The 17,975-nt window shown below is 50.8% G+C and carries 20 protein-coding genes; 8 read left to right on the top strand and 12 right to left on the bottom strand.

The genetic code is table 11. From position 1 onward, the window contains the following. Window positions 1-192: 192 nt before the first annotated feature. The 5 genes from oppA to oppF all read left to right on the top strand — a co-directional run bounded on the left by oppA (window position 193) and on the right by oppF (window position 5,816). On the top strand, window positions 193-1,830 hold the full coding sequence (gene oppA, locus SJI19_RS02610; protein WP_323476711.1) for an oligopeptide ABC transporter substrate-binding protein OppA: 1,638 nt from the start codon (window positions 193-195) through the stop codon (window positions 1,828-1,830). Window positions 1,831-1,932: 102 nt separating this feature from the next. Further along, window positions 1,933-2,853 carry an oligopeptide ABC transporter permease OppB gene (oppB, locus tag SJI19_RS02605; protein ID WP_323476710.1) on the top strand — a complete coding sequence of 307 codons (921 nt, stop codon included), beginning with the start codon at window positions 1,933-1,935 and terminating at the stop codon, window positions 2,851-2,853. A 16-nt stretch (window positions 2,854-2,869) separates the two neighbouring features. Continuing rightward, entirely contained in the window at window positions 2,870-3,778 is a 909-nt protein-coding gene (oppC, locus tag SJI19_RS02600; protein ID WP_323476709.1) for an oligopeptide ABC transporter permease OppC, read from the top strand. Between the two features lie 11 nt (window positions 3,779-3,789). After that, a complete protein-coding gene (locus SJI19_RS02595; RefSeq protein WP_323476708.1) occupies window positions 3,790-4,803 on the top strand; it encodes an ABC transporter ATP-binding protein in 1,014 nt (337 codons plus the stop codon). After that, the gene (gene oppF, locus SJI19_RS02590; protein WP_323476707.1) at window positions 4,800-5,816 is read left to right on the top strand and encodes a murein tripeptide/oligopeptide ABC transporter ATP binding protein OppF; all 1,017 of its coding nucleotides are present in this window, start codon (window positions 4,800-4,802) and stop codon (window positions 5,814-5,816) included. Before SJI19_RS02595 ends, oppF begins: the two co-directional genes overlap by 4 nt. A gap of 258 nt (window positions 5,817-6,074) precedes the next feature. Here the strand turns inward: oppF and SJI19_RS02585 are convergent, their stop codons facing one another. Beyond that, window positions 6,075-6,398, bottom strand: coding sequence for an HI1450 family dsDNA-mimic protein (locus SJI19_RS02585; RefSeq protein ID WP_323476706.1), 324 nt, complete (start codon window positions 6,396-6,398; stop codon window positions 6,075-6,077). A 111-nt stretch (window positions 6,399-6,509) separates the two neighbouring features. Next, a complete protein-coding gene (gene cls, locus SJI19_RS02580; protein ID WP_323476705.1) occupies window positions 6,510-7,970 on the bottom strand; it encodes a cardiolipin synthase in 1,461 nt (486 codons plus the stop codon). Window positions 7,971-8,150: 180 nt separating this feature from the next. On the opposite strand from cls, the gene SJI19_RS02575 reads away from it, so the two are divergent. Then, the gene (locus SJI19_RS02575; RefSeq protein WP_323476704.1) at window positions 8,151-8,327 is read left to right on the top strand and encodes a YciY family protein; all 177 of its coding nucleotides are present in this window, start codon (window positions 8,151-8,153) and stop codon (window positions 8,325-8,327) included. Window positions 8,328-8,464: 137 nt separating this feature from the next. Here the strand turns inward: SJI19_RS02575 and SJI19_RS02570 are convergent, their stop codons facing one another. After that, complete coding sequence (locus SJI19_RS02570) at window positions 8,465-8,701, bottom strand: hypothetical protein (RefSeq protein ID WP_323476703.1); 237 nt, start codon at window positions 8,699-8,701, stop codon at window positions 8,465-8,467. Between the two features lie 770 nt (window positions 8,702-9,471). Further along, on the bottom strand, window positions 9,472-9,768 hold the full coding sequence (locus SJI19_RS02565) for a YciI family protein (protein ID WP_323476702.1): 297 nt from the start codon (window positions 9,766-9,768) through the stop codon (window positions 9,472-9,474). Between the two features lie 244 nt (window positions 9,769-10,012). On the opposite strand from SJI19_RS02565, the gene SJI19_RS02560 reads away from it, so the two are divergent. Further along, window positions 10,013-10,756, top strand: a complete 744-nt coding sequence (locus SJI19_RS02560) for a TonB family protein (protein WP_323476701.1) — start codon at window positions 10,013-10,015, stop codon at window positions 10,754-10,756. 83 nt (window positions 10,757-10,839) lie between these two features. Here the strand turns inward: SJI19_RS02560 and yciA are convergent, their stop codons facing one another. The 4 genes from yciA to SJI19_RS02540 form a co-directional block, all read right to left on the bottom strand. After that, window positions 10,840-11,265, bottom strand: a complete 426-nt coding sequence (yciA, locus tag SJI19_RS02555; protein ID WP_323476700.1) for an acyl-CoA thioester hydrolase YciA — start codon at window positions 11,263-11,265, stop codon at window positions 10,840-10,842. Between the two features lie 64 nt (window positions 11,266-11,329). Beyond that, window positions 11,330-11,875 carry a septation protein A gene (locus SJI19_RS02550; RefSeq protein ID WP_323476699.1) on the bottom strand — a complete coding sequence of 182 codons (546 nt, stop codon included), beginning with the start codon at window positions 11,873-11,875 and terminating at the stop codon, window positions 11,330-11,332. A 39-nt stretch (window positions 11,876-11,914) separates the two neighbouring features. Next, a complete protein-coding gene (locus tag SJI19_RS02545; protein ID WP_323476698.1) occupies window positions 11,915-12,670 on the bottom strand; it encodes a YciC family protein in 756 nt (251 codons plus the stop codon). 51 nt (window positions 12,671-12,721) lie between these two features. After that, window positions 12,722-13,153 (bottom strand): YkgJ family cysteine cluster protein, encoded by a 432-nt coding sequence (locus SJI19_RS02540; RefSeq protein WP_323476697.1) that lies wholly within the window; start codon window positions 13,151-13,153, stop codon window positions 12,722-12,724. Between the two features lie 283 nt (window positions 13,154-13,436). Between SJI19_RS02540 and ompW the strand changes: the two genes are divergently transcribed. Beyond that, window positions 13,437-14,072 (top strand): outer membrane protein OmpW, encoded by a 636-nt coding sequence (gene ompW, locus SJI19_RS02535; protein ID WP_323476696.1) that lies wholly within the window; start codon window positions 13,437-13,439, stop codon window positions 14,070-14,072. Between the two features lie 98 nt (window positions 14,073-14,170). On the opposite strand, the gene SJI19_RS02530 is transcribed toward ompW, so the two are convergent. The 4 genes from SJI19_RS02530 to trpCF form a co-directional block, all read right to left on the bottom strand. Then, window positions 14,171-14,485 carry a BON domain-containing protein gene (locus SJI19_RS02530; protein ID WP_323476695.1) on the bottom strand — a complete coding sequence of 105 codons (315 nt, stop codon included), beginning with the start codon at window positions 14,483-14,485 and terminating at the stop codon, window positions 14,171-14,173. 100 nt (window positions 14,486-14,585) lie between these two features. Continuing rightward, window positions 14,586-15,392 (bottom strand): tryptophan synthase subunit alpha, encoded by an 807-nt coding sequence (gene trpA, locus SJI19_RS02525; protein WP_323476694.1) that lies wholly within the window; start codon window positions 15,390-15,392, stop codon window positions 14,586-14,588. Then, on the bottom strand, window positions 15,392-16,582 hold the full coding sequence (gene trpB / locus SJI19_RS02520) for a tryptophan synthase subunit beta (protein WP_323476693.1): 1,191 nt from the start codon (window positions 16,580-16,582) through the stop codon (window positions 15,392-15,394). Before trpB ends, trpA begins: the two co-directional genes overlap by 1 nt. 33 nt (window positions 16,583-16,615) lie before the next feature. Further along, window positions 16,616-17,974, bottom strand: coding sequence for a bifunctional indole-3-glycerol-phosphate synthase TrpC/phosphoribosylanthranilate isomerase TrpF (trpCF, locus tag SJI19_RS02515; protein WP_323476692.1), 1,359 nt, complete (start codon window positions 17,972-17,974; stop codon window positions 16,616-16,618). Window position 17,975 lies beyond the last annotated feature (1 nt).

The following is a 17,975-nucleotide window of genomic DNA, read 5'->3' as shown; positions in this document are numbered from 1 at the left end:
GTACAAACCGGAATGTTTCTCATGCTTGTTTTTTGCGTGTCCTCTCTAGAGTGTGTAAATAAAGAATATCGTCCTTTTACCCTGCGGTTTGGTTTGTCTCAATGGGTAGGGTGTTGTTATACCCGGTTATCGGGAATCTGCGGGTCCTATAGCAGGGCCATGCAATAATAAAAAAACTGGAGTGCACTGATAATGACCAACATCACGAAAAAAACGCTGCTGGCAGCCGGGGTTATCGCCGCGCTAGGAGCGGTATCGGCAGGAACTTCTTTCGCCGCCGATGTCCCCGCCGGAGTACAGCTTGCTGCCAAGCAGGAGTTGGTACGTGGCAATGGCGCTGAACTTCAATCGCTCGATCCCCATAAAATTGAAGGGGTACCAGAATCCAACGTCAACCGTGATTTGCTTGAAGGGCTGACGATTACCGATCTACAAGGTCATGTCCAACCAGGCGTTGCCGAGAGTTGGGAAACTAAAGATTCCAAAGTCTGGATTTTCCATTTACGTAAAACCGCCAAATGGAGTAACGGCGATCCGGTAACGGCACAGGATTTTGTCTACAGTTGGCGCCGCCTGGCCGACCCCAAAACCGCTTCGCCGTATGAAAGTTATCCGCAGTATGCGCATATGCAAAATATCGATGAGATCATTTCAGGGAAAATGAAGCCCGATACGCTTGGCGTGAAAGCCATTGATGCCAATACTCTGGAAGTGACGCTAAGCGAGCCGATTCCTTATTTTCCTAAGTTGTTAAGCCACCCGTCTATGTCGCCGGTGCCGCAAAAAGTGGTGGAAAAATACGGTGATAAATGGACTCAACCAGAAAATTGGGTCGGTAACGGTGCTTATAAATTGAAGGATTGGGTGGTCAATGAACGTATCGTTCTGGTACGTAATTCAGATTACTGGAATAATGCGAAAACCGTTATTAATCAGGTGACCTATCTGCCGATTCCTTCTGAAGTTACCGACGTAAATCGCTATCGCGCCGGCGAATCGGATATGACGTATAACAATCTGCCCATTGAACTGTTCCACAAATTAAAGGCTGAAATTCCCAAAGAAGTCCACGTCGATCCCTACCTTTGTACTTATTATTATGAAATGAATAACCAAAAAGCGCCGTTTAATGACGTCCGGGTACGTACCGCGCTTAAATTGGGTCTGGACCGTGATATTATTGTCAATAAAGTTAAGGCTCAGGGGGATCTCCCGGCCTACGGTTTCACTCCTCCCTATACCGATGGTGCAAAATTAACCCCACCAGCATGGTTTGGTTGGTCCCAGGCAAAACGTAATGAAGAGGGGCGTAAGCTGCTTAAAGAAGCGGGATATACCAAAGATAAACCCCTGACGTTTGATCTGTTGTACAACACGTCTGATCTGCATAAAAAACTGGCCATTGCCGCAGCGTCCATATGGAAAAAGAATTTGGGCGTGAATGTGAAATTGGAAAATCAGGAATGGAAAACATTCTTAGATACACGTCATCAGGGTACTTATGATGTGGCCCGCGCTGGCTGGTGTGCCGATTATAATGAACCCTCGTCGTTCCTGAATATTATGCTAACCAATGGTTCGAGCAATACTGCTCACTATTCTGATCCAACCTTTGATAAACTGATTGGCGAAGCGGTGGCCGCGTCATCAACCGAAAGCCGCGCCGGCTTGTATCAGCAAGCTGAACAACAATTGGACAAAGATTCTGTAATTGTTCCCGTCTATTATTATGTTAACGCCCGTTTGGTGAAACCCTACGTTGGCGGTTATACCGGGAAAGATCCACTGGATAATGTGTACGTGAAAGATCTCTATATCATCAAACATTAACCGCGTGTTAGTGACGATCACAGGGCAGGGCCTTTACGGGCCATGCCCTGTTTTTACTGTTCAGTGTGAACGCTTCAACAGTGCACGTTATAGGTATTAGGCATGTTAAAGTTCATTATCCGTCGGTTTCTGGAAGCCATACCGACGCTATTTATCTTGATTACCCTCTCATTTTTTATGATGAGATTGGCACCAGGCAGTCCGTTTTCCAGTGAACGTGGTTTGTCGCCGGAGGTGATGGCCAATATCGAAGCCAAGTATCATCTCAACGATCCCATGTTAAAACAGTATGGTGATTATTTAGTTCAATTAGCCCATGGGGATTTTGGCCCGTCCTTTAAGTACAAGGATTATTCGGTCAACGATTTGGTCGCCAGCTCGTTCCCGGTGTCGGCTAAACTCGGCTTGGCCTCCTTTATTCTGGCGGTACTACTGGGGGTCACTGCCGGGGTTATCGCGGCGCTGCGGCAAAATACCAAGTGGGACTATCTGGCAATGGGGTTCGCCATGACCGGCGTTGTGATCCCCAGTTTTGTCGTGGCTCCGCTGCTGGTGCTGATTTTCTCGATTACCCTGAGATGGCTGCCCGGGGGCGGTTGGAACGACGGTGGTTTGCGCTACATCATGCTGCCGATGATTGCCTTGTCGTTGGCCTATATTGCCAGTATCGCCCGTATCACCCGAGGTTCGATGATTGAAGTGTTGCACTCCAACTTTATTCGCACCGCCCGGGCCAAGGGATTACCCATGCGGCGTATCATTTTTAACCACGCGCTCAAGCCCGCCCTGTTGCCGGTTATCTCTTACATGGGGCCCGCGTTTGTGGGGATTATCACCGGATCCATGGTAGTAGAAACCATCTTTGGCTTGCCTGGTATTGGTCAGCTGTTTGTTAACGGCGCCCTTAACCGCGACTATTCGCTGGTACTAAGCCTGACCATTCTGGTAGGTACCTTGACCATTTTCTTTAATGCGATTGTCGATGTGTTGTATGCGGTGATCGATCCAAAAATACGTTATTAACGCTGGAGCACTCACCATGATGGTAGGTAATAAAAATAGCGAGGCTCTGGAGAAATTCAGCGAAACACTGGAAGTAGAAGGCCGTAGCCTCTGGCAAGATGCCCGTAGGCGTTTTATTCATAATAAGGCGGCCCTCACCAGTCTTGTGGTCTTGGGGCTCATTGTACTTTTCGTTGTATTTGCGCCCTCGCTAGCGCGGTTTAGCTATTATGATACGGATTTCTCTATGATGTCGAATGCGCCGGACTTAACGTCCGGACATTATTTCGGCACTGACTCATCCGGCCGCGACTTGCTGGTGCGAGTTGCTATTGGCGGACGTATTTCGCTGATGGTCGGCGTCGCCGCCGCGCTGGTGGCGGTGGTTTTAGGAACCCTTTATGGCGCCATGTCCGGCTATTTAGGCGGCAAAATTGATTCACTCATGATGCGGTTGCTGGAAATCCTCAACTCGTTTCCATTTATGTTTTTTGTGATTTTGCTGGTGACGTTTTTTGGTCAGAATATTTTCCTGATATTTGTCGCTATTGGCATGGTTTCCTGGCTGGATATGGCACGTATTGTGCGTGGACAGACCCTAAGTCTAAAACGTAAGGAATTTATCGAGGCGGCGGTGGTTAGCGGCGTTTCCACGCGTAATATCGTCTTGCGGCATATCGTACCAAACGTACTGGGCGTGGTGGTGGTCTATGCGTCGCTATTAGTGCCCAGCATGATTTTGTTCGAGTCTTTTCTCAGCTTCCTCGGCTTGGGTACGCAGGAGCCGCTGAGTAGCTGGGGCGCGTTGCTCAGTGATGGCGCCAATTCAATGGAAGTCTCCCCGTGGTTGCTGGTCTTTCCTGCGCTATTTTTGGTGGCTACGTTGTTTTGTTTTAATTTCATCGGCGATGGCTTGCGTGATGCCCTCGATCCGAAAGATCGTTAAGGAGTCCCGTTATGAGCATAATCGACAGTTCCACCCAGGTTAGCGCGGATCAAGAGCCGGCGTTACTGGATGTTAAGGCGCTGCGGGTCTCGTTCGCCACATCCGACGGTGACGTTACCGCGGTTAATGATCTGGACTTTACCCTGCGCGCCGGGGAAACCTTGGGCATCGTGGGAGAATCCGGCTCCGGGAAATCCCAAACTGCCTTTGCCCTGATGGGTTTGCTGGCCAGCAACGGCCATATCGAGGGTTCGGCTAAATTTAACGGCCGCGAGATCCTTAATTTGCCGGATAAAGAACTCAATAAGCTGCGCGCGTCAGAAATGTCCATCATCTTCCAGGATCCCATGACCTCACTCAATCCCTATATGCGGGTAGGGGAGCAGCTTATGGAAGTCCTGATGCTGCATAAAAATGTCAGCAAACATGATGCGTTCGAACAATCGGTGCAGATGCTGGATGCGGTAAAAATGCCGGAGGCCCGCAAGCGGATGCGCATGTATCCACATGAGTTTTCCGGTGGGATGCGCCAGCGGGTCATGATCGCCATGGCACTGATGTGCCGTCCCAAACTCCTCATCGCAGATGAACCCACTACGGCGCTGGATGTGACGGTACAAGCCCAGATCATGACGCTGCTCAATGAGTTAAAGCGGGAATTCAATACCGCCATCATCATGATCACCCATGATCTTGGTGTGGTGGCCGGTATCTGTGACCGGGTACTGGTCATGTATGCTGGACGGACTATGGAGTATGGCAAAGCACGGGATATTTTTTATCGACCCAGCCACCCTTATTCCATCGGCCTGCTGGCTGCGGTTCCGCGCCTCGATGCCGACGGGTCGGAGATGATGGTGACCATACCGGGTAATCCACCCAATTTGCTGCGTTTGCCACAGGGATGTCCCTTCCAGCCCCGCTGTCCTTTTGCCATGGATGTGTGTTCTACCATACCGCCGTTAAAGCAGTTTGATGATCAGCGTCTGCGCGCATGCCACAAATCACTGGAGGAGTTGGTATGAATGCCATGGCCGATAATAAAAAGGTGCTGCTTGATGTCGAAAACCTGAAAGTGTATTTCGAGGTGAGGGGCGATAAACAATGGTTCTGGCAATCAGCCAAAAACCTAAAGGCGGTTGATGGGGTCTCTTTGCGGCTCTATGAAGGCGAAACCCTAGGGGTCGTGGGAGAGTCTGGTTGCGGTAAATCGACTTTTGCTCGTGCATTAATAGGATTGGTTAAATCCACCAGCGGGCGAATTGCCTGGTTGGGTAAAGAATTACAAGGGATGAACAGCGCGGAATGGCGGGCGACGCGTAATGATATCCAGATGATTTTTCAAGATCCGCTGGCGTCACTGAACCCACGTATGACCATCGGCGATATTATCGCCGAGCCGCTGCATACCTACCATCCGAAGATGCCGCGTCAGCAGGTCAAAGACAAAGTGAGAAATATGATGTTGAAGGTGGGGCTGTTGCCCAATCTGATCAATCGTTATCCTCACGAGTTTTCCGGTGGTCAATGCCAGCGTATCGGCATTGCGCGCGCGCTGATCCTGGAACCCAAGCTGGTCATCTGTGATGAGCCGGTGTCGGCGTTGGATGTTTCCATCCAGGCCCAGGTGGTGAACCTACTGCAGCAACTGCAGCGGGAAATGGGATTATCGCTGATTTTTATCGCCCATGACCTGGCGGTGGTGAAGCACATCTCAGATCGGGTGTTGGTGATGTATTTAGGTCATGCAGTGGAGTTGGGCACCTATGATCAGGTGTATCACAACCCGCAACACCCCTACACCAAAGCCTTGATGTCGGCGGTACCAATACCCGATCCGGACAAGGAGCGCAATAAAGTCATCCAACTGCTGGAAGGGGATCTGCCGTCGCCGATAAACCCACCGTCCGGCTGTGTGTTCCGTACCCGTTGTCCAATGGCTAGCGAAGAGTGCGCGGTCACCATACCGGTACTGCAGGGCAGTTTTCGCCATGCGTGTTCCTGTATTAAGGTGGATATAAGCCAGTTGGCCCAATAGCCATACCCATACCCGTCATACTTCACGTTGCAGGCGCGTTGGCTTCCTCGCTCACCCCAGTCTTTTACTGATGTAAGCTCCTGGGGTTCACTGCGTTGCCGCCTTCCTGCCACGCGAATTATTTAGGGTATCCCGTCATACTTCACGTTGCAGGTGCGTTGGGAGGCAACGCACTTGACGGTGCGCTTCAGACTGCTGACAAACGGGCCCGCTAACACGCCTTTGCCATCAAGCACGAGTGCACCTGGGGCTGCGCGTTTATTCTTTCCAGATGATATGGCAGATTTTTTCTGATTTATCGCGGCAAATGAGCATACGGGCAAAGATATCATTGACCGGTGATCCTTCATCTTCCGCCAGGCCAATGACCACTTCAGCGAAAAAATCTGGATTAAGATCGAAATCTACCTGTTGGTGCCATTCTTGTGAGGGGTCGAACAACTCTGCTGCACCACGCTGTTCGAACTGCAGATTAAACAGCAGCAGATCCGCCTGATCAAGGTTATCAGGGGCCAGCTCAAGGAAAATATCGTAGGCCTGTTCCAGGGTTTCATCGTCCGTCAGCCGGTTGTCTAAGTCCATAATACGTGTCCCGTTGTCCCCATATCAATAATTATCAGCAAGGCCAGGTTTGGGCGATTAGGGTCGCGCCATAACCTATGTAGGTCCATTACATCACGACCTGCAACTCTTTCACAGTAATGGGCTGAAAAAATAGAATAAGCGTTCGACAATACGCTGCCAGTAAGGTCGCTTGGCCCATACGGCCGGGTCAATGGGTTGCGAACGGGCAATATAATCCTCTTGTACCCGTGCCAGATCACTGCCGAAATCATCATCGTCAATCACTAATGTGATCTCAAAATTCAGCCACAGACTACGCATGTCCAGGTTCACCGTGCCAACCAGGCTTAACTGCCCGTCCACCAGCACGCTTTTGGTATGCAGGAGGCCACCTTTGAACTGATGTATATTGACACCGGCTTCCAGCAGCTCGGCAAAAAATGCCCGGCTGGCCCATCCCACCAGCAATGAATCATTTTGATACGGCACCACGATATGCACCTCGACGCCGCGCTGGGCAGCGGTGCAGATGGCGTGCAGCAGGTCGTCACTAGGCACCAGATAGGGTGTGGTCATGATCAACTGTTGATGGGATGAATAAATAGACGTAAGCAAGGCCTGATGAATCACCCCATCGGGAAAACCAGGGCCTGACGCGATAACCTGAATGGTATGGCCGGTAGCCTGTTCAAACGGCATGATATTGACATCCGGCGGTGGTGGTAGCACTCGGTCGCCGGTTTCTATTTCCCAGTCGCAGGAATAGATGATTCCCATGGCCGTGGTAACCGGACCTTCCATTCTGGCCATCAGGTCGATCCATTGACCCACGCCGGCATCTTGCTTGAAAAACCGAGGATCGACCATATTCATACTGCCGGTATAGGAGATATAGTTATCAATTAAAACCATTTTACGATGCTGCCGTAAATCCATGCGACGCAGAAACACCCGCAGTACACTAACGTGCAACGCTTCAACCACTTCCACTCCGGCACTACGCATCATGGCCGGGTAGGGGCTGCGAAAAAATTTCACGCTGCCAGCCGAATCAAGCATGATACGACAACGTACACCGCGTCTGGCGGCTGCCATCAGGGCTTCCGCCACTTGATCCACCAGGCCGCCGGTTTGCCAGATATAAAACACCATCTCAATGTTGTTTTGCGCCAAGCCAATATCTTTAATCAGCGCTTTGAGTGTGTCCTCGGTGCCGGTAAGTAACTGCAGCTGATTGCCTTTCAGCCCACCCATTCCCTGACGGTGTTCACAGAGTTGAAATAAGGATTGTGCCACTTCGCTGTTTTCGGTGGCGAAAATACGTTTGCACTGTTTGAGATCGAGCATCCATTTTGCTGTGGAAGGCCACATGGCCTTGGCGCGCTCAGCCCTGCGTTTACCGAGATTTAATTCCCCAAACAGCAGATAGGTAATGATACCCACCAGAGGAAGAATATAGATGACCAATAACCAGGCCATGGCGGAAGGAACCGCGCGCCGTTTCATTAACACCCGCAGGGTAACACCGGCGACAAGTAACCAGTAGCCGAACACCACTAGCCAATTGATTACAGTAAAAAAAGTTGTCATAGAGGCGAAAGATCCTGTTCGCAAGGTATTAGGCATGAGTGTACGCATAAGGGGCGGAAAGAGGAAATTGTTTTCCACCGATGGTCATTTTCACACCTACGGCGCGGTAACCGACAGCTTGGCTAGTGGGCGAAAAAGTCTATAATACGTTTTTATCGTTTTGCAAGAGTCTGTCCAGTCATGAAAAGAAGCAGAAATGAAGTCAGTCGCTGGCGTATGCTTAGGCAAGCCCAGCGCAGGCGTAGCCAGTGGGTTGAAGCTCAGTCACGCACCTACCGCCATCTGACTCGTTTGCGGCATCTTCAGCTGAAACAGCAGCGTCGTTCACTGTTGTTCACCATGGTTTATGAGGCCTGATTTTAGGGCTATGCGATTGAGTCAATTAAAAAAAACCGGCTTTTAGCCGGTTTACTGTAATTAAGTTGTCTTGATACTGATTAATCTGGCCTATCCTTGGTAGTAACGCAAAATCTAGTGGGTATAACAACGGTAATTTACTGCGTGCTGGTGGTGGTTGACGTGGATGTTGACGTTGACGACCCCGTGTCCTGCGGATCGCTGGCCGATGCTACCGCCGCTACCGAACCGGCAATGATTCCCGGATCGCTGATGGTGGTTCCTGACGCGCTTTCGGTAGCCGCTTCTGTCGTCCCTGCCGCACCCGCTGCAAATGCTGCAGTGGTGCAGGCGGCATAAGCTACCAGTGTTGCTATCATAATTTTCTTAAACATCGTTACCTCCAGTTGTGAACATCTTAACGGGGAGTACAGCCCTATAAACGTATTAGATAATGATGTGCTCATCAAATTACTTTTTTATTTGGCTAAAGGTTTTTTCAAATAAAATAGCTTTTTTACGGTGTAACAATATGAAACTAGGCTGGTTATTTTTTATACTAAGAATAGTCTTAAATAAGAACAAATGGTATAATTGGCCTCGAAAAATTGACTTATACACATTCTGAATGTGAGTCGTTATTGGATGAAATAATGATTTTTCCATAAAAAAATTAAAAATTAAAAGTATATTAGTATTGAGTTAATTCTTAAAATTTTAACTAAATGTGATATAAATATACTCATAATCTATTGACTATAATCAATTAATTAAAAATGTGCGTCTCTATCAGAGTTGATAATCACGTTGTTGTGTTTTGCCTGATGGGCTTAGTGTGAAAATGAGGATATGCCGACTCTCGGTGCCGGCGAAAATGAATAATTCAACGATAGCGATACAGCATATCGTCATTAATTGGCGTGGTGGTATGTGAGTCGTAGTGCGGTAAGTAGTGCGGTAAGTAGTGCGGTAAGTAGTGCGGTAAGTAGTGCAGTAAGTCGTACAGTAAACTGAAACCACATAAAGCATTATTATAATTTATGAGTAGACAGTTGGGATGTTAGAATAACTAACCTATAACAAGAAAGGAGTGGTGCTTATAAACAGTCGTCGAAGGGATAAAAAAGGTCGCGATGGCGACCTTGTGGACCCGTCGGTTACTGTATTAGAAGGTTTTCCGGTAGGGTTTCACGGCGACCTGTTGGTAAACACCCGCGGCGACATAGGGATCAGCGTCTGCCCAAGCCTGTGCGGCCTCAAGGGCATCGAATTCGGCGATGATCACTGAACCGCTAAATCCAGCTGCGCCGGGTTCATGGCTATCTATAGCCGGTAATGCCCCGGCCGTGAGCAAACGCCCCTGATCACGCAACAATTGAAGACGCGCAACATGGGTAGCCCGGACGGACAGTCGTTTATCCAGGGAATCGACCACGTCTTGAGCATAAATAACATAAAGCAAGTGCATTACTCCCAAAGAATTGGATTTACACAAAGAGATTCACGTTATGACATTGGCTTGTGGAGCGCAACAAAAAATATCTTCTGTTACGTGCGTTGCGTAGAAAACTGTGGGGGCCAGGCTAGAACACATTTTTTGTGGCATAAAAGAGTGATAGTTTGTTGTGGCTTATTGAATATGATTGCTATTTGCATTTAAACTTCACCCCCTAATGGATCTTTTTGTTGATATGGCGTAGATAATTTTGAATCCGATTGGTCGAATTTCGTGGTCATTTGTCCTGTCTGCCGTGCTGCATACCTCGTTGATTGCGGGTATGCTTTATGCTACGGCTAATCAAATAACCACCCCCACCGCGGCAGAGCTACCAATGAGCGTGACGCTGGTAGCCCCCGCGCTGGAGCCCGTTAGGCCGCCGCAACGGCCCACCGTAGAACCCGCCGTAGAACACCCAGTGGAGCCACCTGACGAGCAGCCGGTCATTGAGGACAGCCTTGCGCCGCAAGTCCAGCCTGAACCCCCAGCCCCGGTCCAGCAGCCAAAACCTAGACCTAGACCTAAACCTAAACCTAAACCTAAACCAGTTCATAAGCCGGTGGCCAAGGTGGAACCAAAAGAACTCGCTCCACCCCCGTCTGTCGTCAGCATACCCCAGAACACGCCAATACGGTCTGCTCCGGCATCTCCAACTGCACCGGCGGTCGCCAAGGTGAGTAGCGGACCCAAAGCCGTCAGTCGCCCAGACCCGGCTTATCCTGAGCGAGCCAGAGCGCTGGGGATTGAAGGGACGGTTAAAATACGTTTCGACGTGAACGATGATGGATTGCTGGAAAATGTGCAGGTGATCTCTGCCTCGCCACGCAATGTCTTTGAACGTGACGTCCGTCAGATCACCCGACGCTGGCGCTATGAAAGCGGTAAACCGGGTAAAAACATTGTCGTGACCATCCAGTTCAAGCTTACCGGCGTCAGTAGCGCTACACAATAAGTAACATGTTGGCAGATCGGCAAATAGCCTTGTTATTGCAACCTGAATGCACTGAAATCGGCCCGGGGTTACCGGGCGTCGGGTCAGACGAGGGGCGGCGAAAAATGCTGTTTCTCTTCGGGGATGGGGCGTGCCTTGCCTGAATCGTCCACGGCGACGTAAGTAAAGGCGGCCTCGGTGGCGCGATAACGCTGGCCAATAGGCGCGGACGACACTTTTTTAACCCAGACTTCCACAAAAATATTCAATGAGCTGTTGCCGGTGCCGGTACACCGGGCATAGCAGCAGACAACATCACCCACCGCGACCGGTTTAAGGAACGTCATGCCATCTACTCGCACCGTGACGACCCGGCCTTCAGCCATTTCCTTGGCCAGGATTGCACCGCCCATATCCATTTGCGACATTAGCCAACCACCGAAGATATCCCCATTGGCATTGGTATCCGCAGGCATAGCCAACGTGCGTAACACCAATTCACCGCTAGGTAAAATCGCGTTTCCACTCATATACAGCTCCACTGTCCGCTCATGAAATAACCCGACACGCCCTGGCGACGCGGCGGGTTGCATATTATTGTGAGTTTTTTTGGTCTTCGGTCATATGGCGATAGACATATATGCCGCTTAGCAAGGTGAAAATCAGCGTCAGGCCGGTAAGTCCGAACACTTTGAAATTTACCCAGACGTTTTGCGGTAACCAGAAAGCGATATAAATATTGGCTGCACCGCAAATCAAAAAAAACAACGCCCAGGCAATATTGAGATTGTTCCAGACTTGGGGGGGTAAGGTCAGCTCCTTGCCGAGCATGCGCTGGACCAGCGGTTTGCCCAGGACGAACTGGCTGACCAGCAGAGCAATGGCGAACAGGGAATAAATCACCGTCACTTTCCATTTAATAAACTCGGCATTGTGGTAATACATCGTTAGCGAGCCAAAAATGGCGACCATGACAAAGGTCAGCAAGGTCATTTTTTCGACTTTACGATATTTTAACCAGGTAAACGCCAAGACCAGAGCTGATGCGGCGATCAATGCACCGGACGCGACAAAAATGTCGTAGAGTTTATACACAACAAAAAATACCACTAATGGCAGAAAATCGAGAAACTGCTTCATAAACAAATCCGTGGTTGGTTAAGGATACCTATACCTGCTTTAGGCCTGGCGCAGCAGCATGTACAGACGGTACAGATAAATCAATAATAGTGCGGAAATGATATTACTTAAGCCATTGAGCAGTACTGCGGCAATCAGTGACGAGACCTCAGTAAACTGGACTGCCAGCAACAGTACTGCCGCCTTGGCAAACAGCCAGATCACCACGGCGGGCATAATCAGGCGCACATTGGCAAACGCCATTTTACTACTGAGTCGCATGGACTTGAATGCGCCTAGGTTTTCACTGGTGGCAATCACGGGTGCCAGGCTAAGCGCAATAGCAATAAGAATACCCGGCACCACGATTAATAATAACCCCAACTGTACCAGCAGTGTGGTGATAAAAACCAATAATAATAACCGTGGCAGGATGGGCAGCGACAAACCCACGGCGCGCAGTACACTGACCGGCTGACGGTCGGAGACCAACTTGATCATGGTTAATAGCGCGCCAGCCAAAATAACATTGCCTACCAGCCCGGCAATGGTTCCGGCGGCGGACGCCTTTAATAATACACTCTGCTGCTCCGGCGTCATCTGTTGGACCAGATCCTGCAGGCTCATTGTGGCAGTATCGGTCGCGTCAGTCGTTGCTGTGCCCATCATCACCAGCTGATCGGTGCTGGGCGATAGCGCATGGCCTAATACTACACTTACCAGGGCGGTCAGTAACGCCAACAGGACGATGCTGGCAAACTGGTTGCGGGTAAAATTCAACGTGTCTCGATATAGGGTACTTGCCATAATTGGCATGAGGGCTCCTTGGCAGAACAATCAACAATATTTGCCCGGTATTCTACCCTGTTAATCGTTCTCTGGGCACCCCGATGCCGCCTGCCGGTCCGTTTGCGTCGCAATAATTGCTCCTGGCTTACATTTGGATAGTGGAGGCAGGTTATATTGCGCCCTGGCGCGGTCACACGCGTCATTGGGTTGTCCCTGCTCCCCGGCACGGTTAAATTCACGGCAAGGTGAGGGTCGGGAAGCATAGATGGTGCAGCGTACCGATTTGCCGACCTGGCCGCTTAATGCCTGGCAGCGGGGCTGGCGCTGATTGGTGCCTTTCATACAGCATAAAAACGGGGATAGTGGCTCGGTGAAATCCTCCGGGACTATTATGCTATCACCGTTACCACGACTACCCTCACTGCCCAGGTATTCCCCCCAATAGAATGACACCCGGAAATAAGCGCAGCAGGCACCACAATCCATACAAGGATTGTCATCGTTGCTCATGGTCATTACCCGCCAACTCCACGATCGAATACCTGATTGGTGAATAAAATTACGCCAGGCACTGGCGAAAGCAATGGTTATTCGTCGACCCCGCTTTTTTTGTCCATATTTGCGCTGAATGCGTGTCGATTGATATGGATCAACCTCATGTTTATCCATCCGTTGGTATAAAACAGCATTAACACGTTTTACCTCAAAAAGGCCCTGGGCTATAGCAAAGGTGTATTTGTGATGTGGATCAACTTTGCTGCGGCAAAAATATAATCTTAATAAGGAGTGGCAAATGAAAACGTTGGCGATTGGCATTGCGGTGGCAGCGGCACTACTGTCAACTGCGGTACAGGCGCATCAGGCAGGTGATTTTATTTTTCGCGCAGGCAGCGCAACGGTAAGGCCGAACGAAAGTTCACATGATGTACTTGGGCTGGGCGATTTTAAAGTGGATAACGATACGCAGCTCGGTCTGACTTTCGGTTATATGGTGACGGACAATATAGGTGTAGAACTGCTGGCGGCAACCCCCTTTAGTCATAATGTCGGTTTGAAAAGTACCGGTGATATTGCTTCCGTAAAACAGTTGCCACCGAGCTTGATGGCGCAATACTATTTTGGCGATGCTGAGGATAACTTCAGGCCTTACTTAGGGGTTGGGGTAAACTACACCACCTTTTATGATGCGCACTTTAACCAAACCGGCCGCGATGCGGGACTGACCGATTTAAGTCTGAAACACTCGTGGGGCCTCGCCGGCCAAGCCGGGATGGATTACAACCTGACGCCAAACTGGTTGGTCAATATGTCGGTGTGGTACATGGATATTGATACCGATGTGCGGTTTAAAGCTGGCGGCCAGCAACAGTCGGTACATACCGAGATCAATCCTTGGGTGTTTATGTTTGCTGTGGGCTACACATTTTAAGTGGCAGGCTAAATGGCTGTTGTTTAGTCATCCTGGATAAAGACTGAATTCAGCATCAATATCAATCCGGAAGCACCGGGGTGCCTCCGGATTGTTGTTTATTTTATGCTGATATCGTTTTCCACCGATCTGACGCCTTTGACACCCCGAGTGATGACTACGGCCCGACTGGCTTCGCTTCTGGTACCGACAAAACCACTGAGCTGAACACGTCCTTTAAAGGTTTCGACGTTAATCTCGCGAGATTTTAAATTTTCGTCCTTTAGCAACTCGGCTTTTACCTTGGTGGTGATCACGGTATCGTCGATATAACCGCCGGTACCTTCCGTCTTGGCGGTCGGCGCGCATGCGGTTATCACCACCGCCAACATGGCGGTGATTGCCAGAGCGGTAATGGATTTTAATAATTTCATAATATCACTCCTTAATTGTGATCCTAGTACCATTTTTGTGATGTTGTGGGACACAGACTGACCGTAATGAGTGTTAACGATAAAATGAAATTTATCAATGTTAACCGCGCGTTGCTGCTTTCATTTTGCTGACGAAGGCGCCCAGCTCAGTAAGCATCTTCGCCGGATCCGCAAGATGATGTTCGATAATTTTAACGATAGCTGAACCGGAAATGGCTCCGGCGGCTCCCGCCGCCAATGCTTCGCGCACCTGGTCAGGTTCGGAAATCCCAAATCCCTGCAAGGCCGGTGCTGCGTTAAATTCTTTTAACATCGAGACGAGATGACCCAGCGGGACATGGCCGTGGTTTTCACTGCCGGTCACCCCGGCGCGGGAGAGCAAATAAGTATAGGCACGACCAAAAGAGGCGATCTCGCGCAACAGGTCCTGGCTGGCGTTAGGCGGACAGATAAAAATCGGCGCAACACCATGACGCATTGCCGCCGTGCGAAAGGGCAAACTCTCCTCCAACGGCACGTCAGCCACTAACACCGAATCGACGCCCACCTGAGCACATCGGGCATAAAACTCATCAATGCCGTTATTGAACACCAGATTGGCATACATCAGCAGACCGATGGGGATCTCGGGATACTTTCTCCGGATAGCGGCCAACATGTCGAAACAGCCGCCAGGGGTGACACCGGCGGCGAATGCGCGCAGCGTAGCACTTTGGATGGTTGGGCCGTCGGCCAGCGGGTCGGAGAACGGAATACCTAACTCCAGCGCGTCGGCACCGGATTCAATCAGTGTGTCGATTATCTGCAGCGATAGCTCGGGATTGGGATCGCCTAGCGTGACGAAGGGGACGAAGGCGCCCTCATGGCGATGGTGCAGCGTAGCGAACAGTTTTGCATAGCGTTCCATTAGATTTCTCCTCGCGCTTTTAAAATATCATAAACGGTAAAAATATCTTTATCACCGCGTCCGGAGAGGTTAACCACCAGGATCTGCTGTTTGTCCGGCTCCGCTTTGATCATTTTCAACGCATGCGCCAGGGCATGGGAGGATTCGAGCGCCGGAATAATCCCTTCATGACGCGACAGGCTTTTAAATGCTTCCAGCGCTTCTTCGTCGGTTATTGACACATATTGCGCACGGCCAATGCTGTCCAGATAGGCATGCTGTGGTCCCACGGAAGGAAAATCCAGACCGGCGGAGATGGAATAAGACTCTTCAATCTGGCCGTCGCTAGACTGCATCATCGGTGACTTCATGCCAAAATAGATGCCCAACCGGCCGTGTTTTAGTGACGCGCCGTGTTGGCCGGTCTCTATTCCATGCCCTCCGGGTTCGACGCCGATTAATTGCACCGTGGGTTCGTCGATAAAATCGGCAAACATACCGATAGCGTTGGAACCGCCACCGACGCAGGCCAGTACCGCATCCGGCAGGCAGTGCTCACGTTCTTGCATCTGCCGCTTAGTCTCTTCGCCAATCATACGTTGGAATTCACGCACAATCGTGGGGAAAGGATGCGGGCCAGCGGCGGTGCCCAGCATATAGTGGGCCTTGTCATAACTGCCGGACCAATCGCGCAGGGCTTCGTTACAGGCATCTTTAAGGGTTGACGAGCCGCTATGAACGGGAATGACTTCGGCACCCATTAGACGCATGCGAAACACATTGGGTGACTGGCGTTCAATATCCTTGGCCCCCATATAGATACGGCACTTCAACCCCAGCAAGGCAGAAGCCAGGGCGGAGGCCACGCCATGCTGGCCGGCACCGGTTTCGGCGATAATCTCGGTTTTGCCCATCCGTTTGGCCAGCAGGGCTTGCCCCAGGACCTGGTTGGTCTTATGCGCGCCGCCGTGCAATAAATCTTCACGCTTGAGATAGAGTTTGGTTTTGGTACCGGCAGTCAGGTTGCGGCATAAGGTCAGGGGGGTGGGCCGGCCGGCGTAATGGGTCAGCAAATCGCTGAATTCGGCTTGGAATGCCGGATCGCTTTGGGCACTGACAAAAGCTTCTTCGAGCTGCAGCAAGGCTGGCACCAGAATTTGCGGCACATACATACCGCCAAATTCGCCAAAATAGGGATTAAGTAATGTCATGCGTTGTAATCTCTTGGTTGTCTGGACAATGGATTAATAGGCGCGCAGCGTCTGAAATACCGTAGCCAGTTTATGATGATCTTTTATACCCGGGGCGCTTTCTACGCCGGAGTTGAAATCCAATCCGATACAGCCCAACTGCGCGGCCTCGACACAGTTGTCTGCCGCCAGTCCGCCCGCCAGCATAACGTTGTCCAGCGGTTGACCGGCCACCAACGACCAGTTGAAGGTTTGGCCGCTGCCGCCGCCATTATCCAACAGATAACGATCGACATCGGTTAAGTCGTAGTGGGGCGAGTGGGTGCGCATATCCAGCGCTTTCCAGATCCGGCATGCGGGGGGCAGCGCCTGGCGCAGTGCGGAAATATAGGCCTGATTTTCAGCACCGTGCAGTTGAACCGCGTGCAAGGACAGTGCGACGGCAATGGTGACCACCTCGCTGATGGCGCTATCGCGAAAAACGCCGACGAAGCGCAGTTCACTGCCTGCCATCACGTCGCGGGCGCGGATAATATCCACCTGACGCGGCGAACCGGGCACAAAAATCAAACCGCCATACAGTGCGCCGGCGGCCTGGGCGGCAGCGGCATCTTCTGGACGTGTCAAACCGCACACCTTATTTTCGCCCAGCAATACCCGGCGCACTGCATGGTGCAGATTCGGTTCGGCCATTAGCGCACTGCCGATTAAAAAACCGTTGGCGAAGTGACTCAACTCTCTGACCTGGCGATAGGCGGTGATGCCGGATTCGCTGATAACCGTCACACCTGGCGGCAGCAGTGGCGCCAGCCGACGAGTGCGACTCAAATCAATGGTGAGATCACGTAAATCGCGGTTATTAATGCCCACCACTTTGGCGCCGAGTGCCACGGCGCGCTGACATTCCTCTTCGGTAATGGCTTCGGTAAGTACCCCCATATCCAGGCTGTGCGCCACTGCGGCCAGTTCCCGATAACGCTCGTCGTCCACTACCGATAACATCAGCAAAATGGCGTCAGCCTGATGATAGCGGGCCAGGTATATCTGGTAAGGGTCAATAATAAAATCTTTGCACAGCACCGGCTGGGAGATAACGGCGCTGATCTGGCGCAGAAAATCGAAACTACCTTGAAAATATTTTTCGTCGGTAAGTACCGAAACCGCTGAAGCATAATCTTTATAGACGCTGGCAATCGCTGCGGGGTCAAAATCTTCGCGGATCAAACCTTTTGATGGCGACGCTTTTTTGCATTCCAGGATAAACACCGTGCGCGAACCGCTCAGCGCATGATAAAAGTTGCGGGTACTCGGTGTAACCGCGTCGCGAAAGCCACTTAACGGCTGGCGTTGTTTACGCTGCGCGACCCAGAGATGTTTATCAGCAACGATTTTTGTCAGTACCGTATCCTGCATA

The sequence above is a fragment of the Acerihabitans sp. TG2 genome, from assembly GCF_035013185.1.
In the GTDB taxonomy this organism is placed as follows: Bacteria; Pseudomonadota; Gammaproteobacteria; order Enterobacterales; family Enterobacteriaceae; genus Acerihabitans.
The sequence above is the reverse complement of the archived record's forward strand: the minus strand, read 5'-3'. Positions and strand labels throughout refer to the sequence as shown.